A 5,072-nucleotide genomic window follows, 5' to 3' on the forward strand; every position below is an offset into this window, starting at 1 on the left:
ACCATGTTTGGAATTGTCCGAGCGGGAGACGAGCTTGAAAGGGGCGGCAAAGTCCTGGCCGGCTCAAAGGATATGAGCTTTATGGGACGTGCAGCGGCCCGCCAGGGCGACCCGGCGAAGTGCGCGCTGCACGGCGATACATACATTGCGGAAGGCGATCCTGATTTCACCGACAAGGGTGTGCCCGTGGCGCTGCACCTTCATAAGTGTGCTTGTGGCTGCCGCGTCATTTCATCGTTGGTCACGGCGGGCAAGGGCTGACGATGCCGATCGACTACGCCCTTGCCGGCCCCGTCGAGCCGCTGCCGGAACCGCCGGGCGCGCGGGGAGTGGCGGTGCTCTGGCTTTGTTGCACGGTGCTTGGATCTGGCGCCGTGTTGCTGGCATGGCCATCCGAGAAGCCTGCGCAAGGGGCGGAGTTTTGGTTTCTCATTGCCGTCGCGCCCCAGATCGTTTTTTTACTGCTGCTCGGTTTGGCGAGGCACGCCTACGAGAGCGCGCACCTGCGTGCGCTGTACTACAACCAGCATCGCGATGCTCAATTGCGCGAAATGGTCGCGCGGTCACAGAGGCCGCTGGAGATTGTGGCTTCCTCCTATTGCCTTCCAGGCGACGGCCTGTCGCTTTCGCAGCTCCTGGCATCGTCCAAAACGGTGCTGGCTACGCAACCCCCGCGGGTGGGCGCCGGGCTTGTCCGCCATAGCCGCCTGCCAGACTGGGATGAATTATTGAGCGTGCAGGGAGGCGAGGATGGCGCCGAGGCAGGAGCGCCGTCGGACCGGTTCGACGTGTTGGTCGATTTCTTGCTCGGGCCAGTTGTGGAGTCAGTCAGGGAGTTGCAGCAACGAGGTTATCGCCATGCTCCCGCGGTCCGGCTGGTGGATGGCTCGCCGACACGTGCGCAGGACCGCCTGTTGCAGTTGCGGCAACGACTGGATTTACTCGGTCTGTCAGGACTGGACTGTGATCTGGCGTGCCCGGACTCGTCGCGGGGATTGATGCTGGCTGACGACTGGCTGGACCGCGATTCAACCTTGCCTCTACTTCTGATCGCCACGCAGTTACACGAGGCGCCGCCAGAAGGGAGTGCGGAAGCAGGGGTTGCTTTGCTGATGGTGCCTAACGGCCTGGCATTGCCGTCAGGTGTGCATGCAATTGGCAGATTGCACCGGCCAATGTCGTGCACTCCGGAGCAGTTCGGTGCCGGCTGTGCAGCGGCGCTGCGTGCCGGTTTGGCGGACGCGAAGGACGTCAGGCACCTGTGGCTAGCCGGTGTTGCGCCGGAAGCGGATTCGGCTGTTGCATCCGGCTTGGCCGATGCGAATCTCTCCGATCTGTCAGAGCGCCGGCAGCAATGCCACCTCGACCGAATAGTCGGGGATGCCGGGGTAGTAGCCGGCTGGCTTGGCGTTGTCGGTGCGGTGGAGGCTGGCGAAAGCGCACCCCAACTCGTGGTAACGCAGAGCGATGAGATGCAACTCACCGTGGTTTACTCATATCGGAAGGACGGGGATCAAGATGTCACCTGCTAGCGATGTTCCGCAGGCCGTTGCCGTAGCGCAAAAGCCGATGCGATCGTGGGGCTTTGCACTAATTGTGCTGGCACTGGTCGTTCTCGCCTTGGGCACAGTCTGGTTGTGGGGAGATCATCTGGGATGGGCTACGGTTGAGCAGAAGAAGACGGCCGCCTTGTGGATTGCAGCGGTCGTTGGAGTATTGATCGGGATTCACGCCTTGGCCTCTAGCGTCGGCGCCTACCAGGCAGCAGGCTGGCTGTTCCGCAAGCGTACAGGCCTTAAGCCATCGCCGGTTGTAGAGACGATAGCGAGCCCCGCGTCGCGTTTGCAGGGGCTCCGCGAAGAGCTATCTGTCGGCCACGGCTTCCGCTGGCGCTACCGCCAACCCTGGCTGCTCCTCACCGGCGACGATCCCACCATTACCCGCCTGCTGCCGGAGATCGTGGCGTCCGGTTGGCTGATCACCCCCGACGCGGTGCTGCTGTGGAGCAAGACAACCCAGGACGGCCAACTCGATACCGCCTGGCTCAAACAGGTCTACAAGCTGCGCCGGCGCCGTCCGGTGGACGCGCTTGTCCTTGTCACGGACGGCGAGGCGGATCTGCCTGCCCAGCGCCGCGGCGCTTTACCCTGGGGCATCCATCTCGCGCGCATCGCCGAGGTGCTGCGCTGGTCGGCCCCGGTCTGGCTGCTCGATGTGGCGCGGACAGACGCGGTGGCCAGCGGCGATACCCCCGTCATCGCCTGCGAATTCCCCAAGCAGGCGGATGCCGGTTCGATCGAGCGCACCCTGCAGGCTTTGCGTGACCGGCTGGTGTGGCGCAGCATCGAACAGGTGGTCCTGGACCACCGCGACCGCTATCAGGGCGAGCTTTCCCAGCGGCTCGATACGCGCGGCAAGGCGCTCGCCGACTGGATTGCGGGACTGGCGCCCAGGCAACGCCGGCCTGTCCCGGTCCGCGGCATTGCCTTCGCACCCTGTCCGCTGGCGGCCGGGGGCAATGCGGATGTGCAGGGCGGCGCCAGCCTGCCGCTCTGGCAGTACCTGGGGGAGGCGGCCCGCCGCCAGCCGGGCCGGCGGACCGGCTGGCACCCGACAACGGTCGGTTCGGTGTCGGCGCTCGCCGCCATCGGTCTGTGGAGCGTAGGCATGCTGGTGTCCGCCGTGCTGAACGGGCGGGACGTGCAGGCCGCCCAACGGGCGGTCAACGACGTCCGGTCGGCGCCCAATGAAGCCACGCGCCTGCGGGCACTCCTTGCCTTGCAGCAGGAGATCGGGCGCTTCGAATACCGCACCAGGCAGCGCGCGCCGCTGGCGACCCGCTTTGGCCTGAACCGCGATCCGGCGGTGCTGGCGGCGCTGTGGACGCCTTACGTGCAAGCCAGCCGGGAGCGGCTCGTCATGCCGGTCCAGCAGGAGCTGGAGGCGACCCTGACGGATCTCGCGCAAATGCGGGCCACCGGACTGGACGAGCAGACCAGCCGGTGGGCGCTGGGCGGTCACGAGGCACTGAAGACCTACCTGATGCTGGCCAGCCCCGAGCGGGCCGAGGCGGCGTTCCTGACGCCGCAGCTGGTCCGGCGCTGGTCCACAGGGGCCCGCATCACGCCGGGCGAGCAGCAGGATCTGGCGGAGCGGCTGTTCCAGTTCCATGCGCAGCACCTCAAGGCCAACCCGGCGTGGCGCATCGAGCCCCGCGCCGAACTGGTGGCCGGCGCGCGCGCGACCCTGCTGGCGGTGATCGGGGAGCGCAACGCGCAGGATACGGTCTACCGTGGCGTGATCGAGGGCGTCGGCAGCAAGTATCCCGACCAGACCCTGGTGTCGCTGACCGCTGGAACCGACACGCGCGGGCTGGTGCGGACCGGCATGACGGTGCCGGGCGCCTACACCCGCCAGGCCTATGAGGGCCACGTGGCGGCGGCGATCGAGCAGGCGGCCAGGCGCACGCAGATCGCCAGCGACTGGGTGCTCACCGATGGGCAGCCACAACAGGGCAAGCCGCAGCAGGGCAAGCCGCAGCAGGGCAAGCCGCAACAGGCTGACGGCGGCACCGCCGAGGACCTGCAGGCCGCGCTGACTGAGCAGTACTTCGCCGACTACGCGGAACACTGGCAGCGCTTCATGAACAGCCTGCAGTGGGAAGCCGCCCCCACCTTGCCGGCGGCGATCGGGCAGCTCAAGCTGCTGGCCGATGCGCGCCAGTCGCCGGTGATCGCGCTGATGCGGTCGCTCGAGTACCAGGGCGGCGCCGGCGCGCGCAAGGACACGCTGTCCGACACGCTGGTGGCCAAGGCGCAGGACCTGCTCGGCAAGCAGGCGCCCGGACCCGAGGCGCCCAAGGCCGACCCGGCCGGGCCGCTTGGGGCCGCGTTCGGTCCGGTGCTGCGGCTGGTGGGACAGGGCCAGGGTGGCCAGGGCGGGCAGGGCGCCGGCGGCGACCTGAGCCTGCAACGGTTCCTCGACCGCGCCACGGCCTTGCGCCTGCGCCTGCAGCAGATCAGCAACAGCGCCGATGCCGATGCGCAGGCCCGGCAGATGGCGCAGGCGCTGTTCCAGGGCAAGGGCTCGGAGCTGGCCGATACGCAGGCCTATGCGCAGTTGATGGCCGCCAGCCTGGGCACCCAATGGGCCGGCATGGGCGAGACGCTGTTCGTGCGGCCGATCGCGCAGGCCACCCAGACCGTGCTGCAACCGGCGCAGGCGAGCCTGAACGACGCCTGGCGGCACGGCATCGCGATGGCGTGGGGCCGGTCGTTCGCCGGCCGCTACCCGTTCGCGGACACCGCCAATGACGCCTCGCTGGCGGAGCTGGCGCGCTTCCTGCGCCCGCAGGGCGGCCTGATCGCCAGCTTCCTCGGCACCCAGCTGGCCGGCGTGCTCGAGCTGCAGGGCGACCAATGGGTGCCCGCCGCCACCGGCGGGCAGGCGCAGGCCTTCGACCCGGCCTTCCTCAAGGCCATCAATACCCTGCAGCGGATTGCCGCCCACCTGCTGGCGCAAGGCGAGCCGCGGTACCGCTTTGAAATCATGCCGATTCCGACCCCGGGCCTGACCGACACGGTGCTGACCCTGGACGGCCAGAAGCTGCACTACTACAACCAGCGCGAGACGTGGCAGGCCATGGCCTGGCCGGCCAGCCACCCGCAGGATCCGGGCACCCGGCTGCAATGGCAGACGGAGAAGGCCGGCACCAACAAGAACTACGAGTTCGGCGGGCGCTGGGGGCTGGTGCGGATGCTGGAGCGGGCGCGCATCGTACCGATCGACAGCGCCACCTTCCAGCTGACCTGGCAGGGCGTGCCCGACGGCACGGGGCCGAAGCCCGGCACGGGCGAGCGCCAGCCGGAAGGGCAGGCGCCATCCCACCCCGCCGACCCGGACAGCCTGACCGAGCGCGACGCACGGCTGCCGGCGCCGGCGGGGATGGTCTACCCGATCCGCTACCAGTTGCGCACCGAGGTCGGCCATGGCCCGCTGGAGATGCTGGCGCTGCGCGGCTTTGTGCTGCCGTCGCGGATCTTTGTGGGCAGGGAGCCGCCGGTTGCGTCGCG

3 protein-coding genes are annotated in these 5,072 nt (G+C 68.4%); all 3 read left to right on the forward strand.

What is annotated here, in order from left to right; all coding sequences use genetic code 11:
* The coding region (locus AC3FOF_RS44350) for a PAAR domain-containing protein (protein ID WP_488730289.1) at positions 1-261 on the forward strand (261 nt) is incomplete at its 5' end.
* Between the two features lie 2 nt (positions 262-263).
* On the forward strand, positions 264-1,532 hold the full coding sequence (locus tag AC3FOF_RS44355) for a hypothetical protein (protein WP_488730290.1): 1,269 nt from the start codon (positions 264-266) through the stop codon (positions 1,530-1,532).
* Between the two features lie 202 nt (positions 1,533-1,734).
* Positions 1,735-5,072 (forward strand): ImcF-related family protein (locus tag AC3FOF_RS44360; RefSeq protein WP_488730291.1); only part of this gene is annotated, 3,338 nt, incomplete at its 3' end.

It is taken from the genome of Cupriavidus sp. 96C5-1, assembly GCF_057798855.1.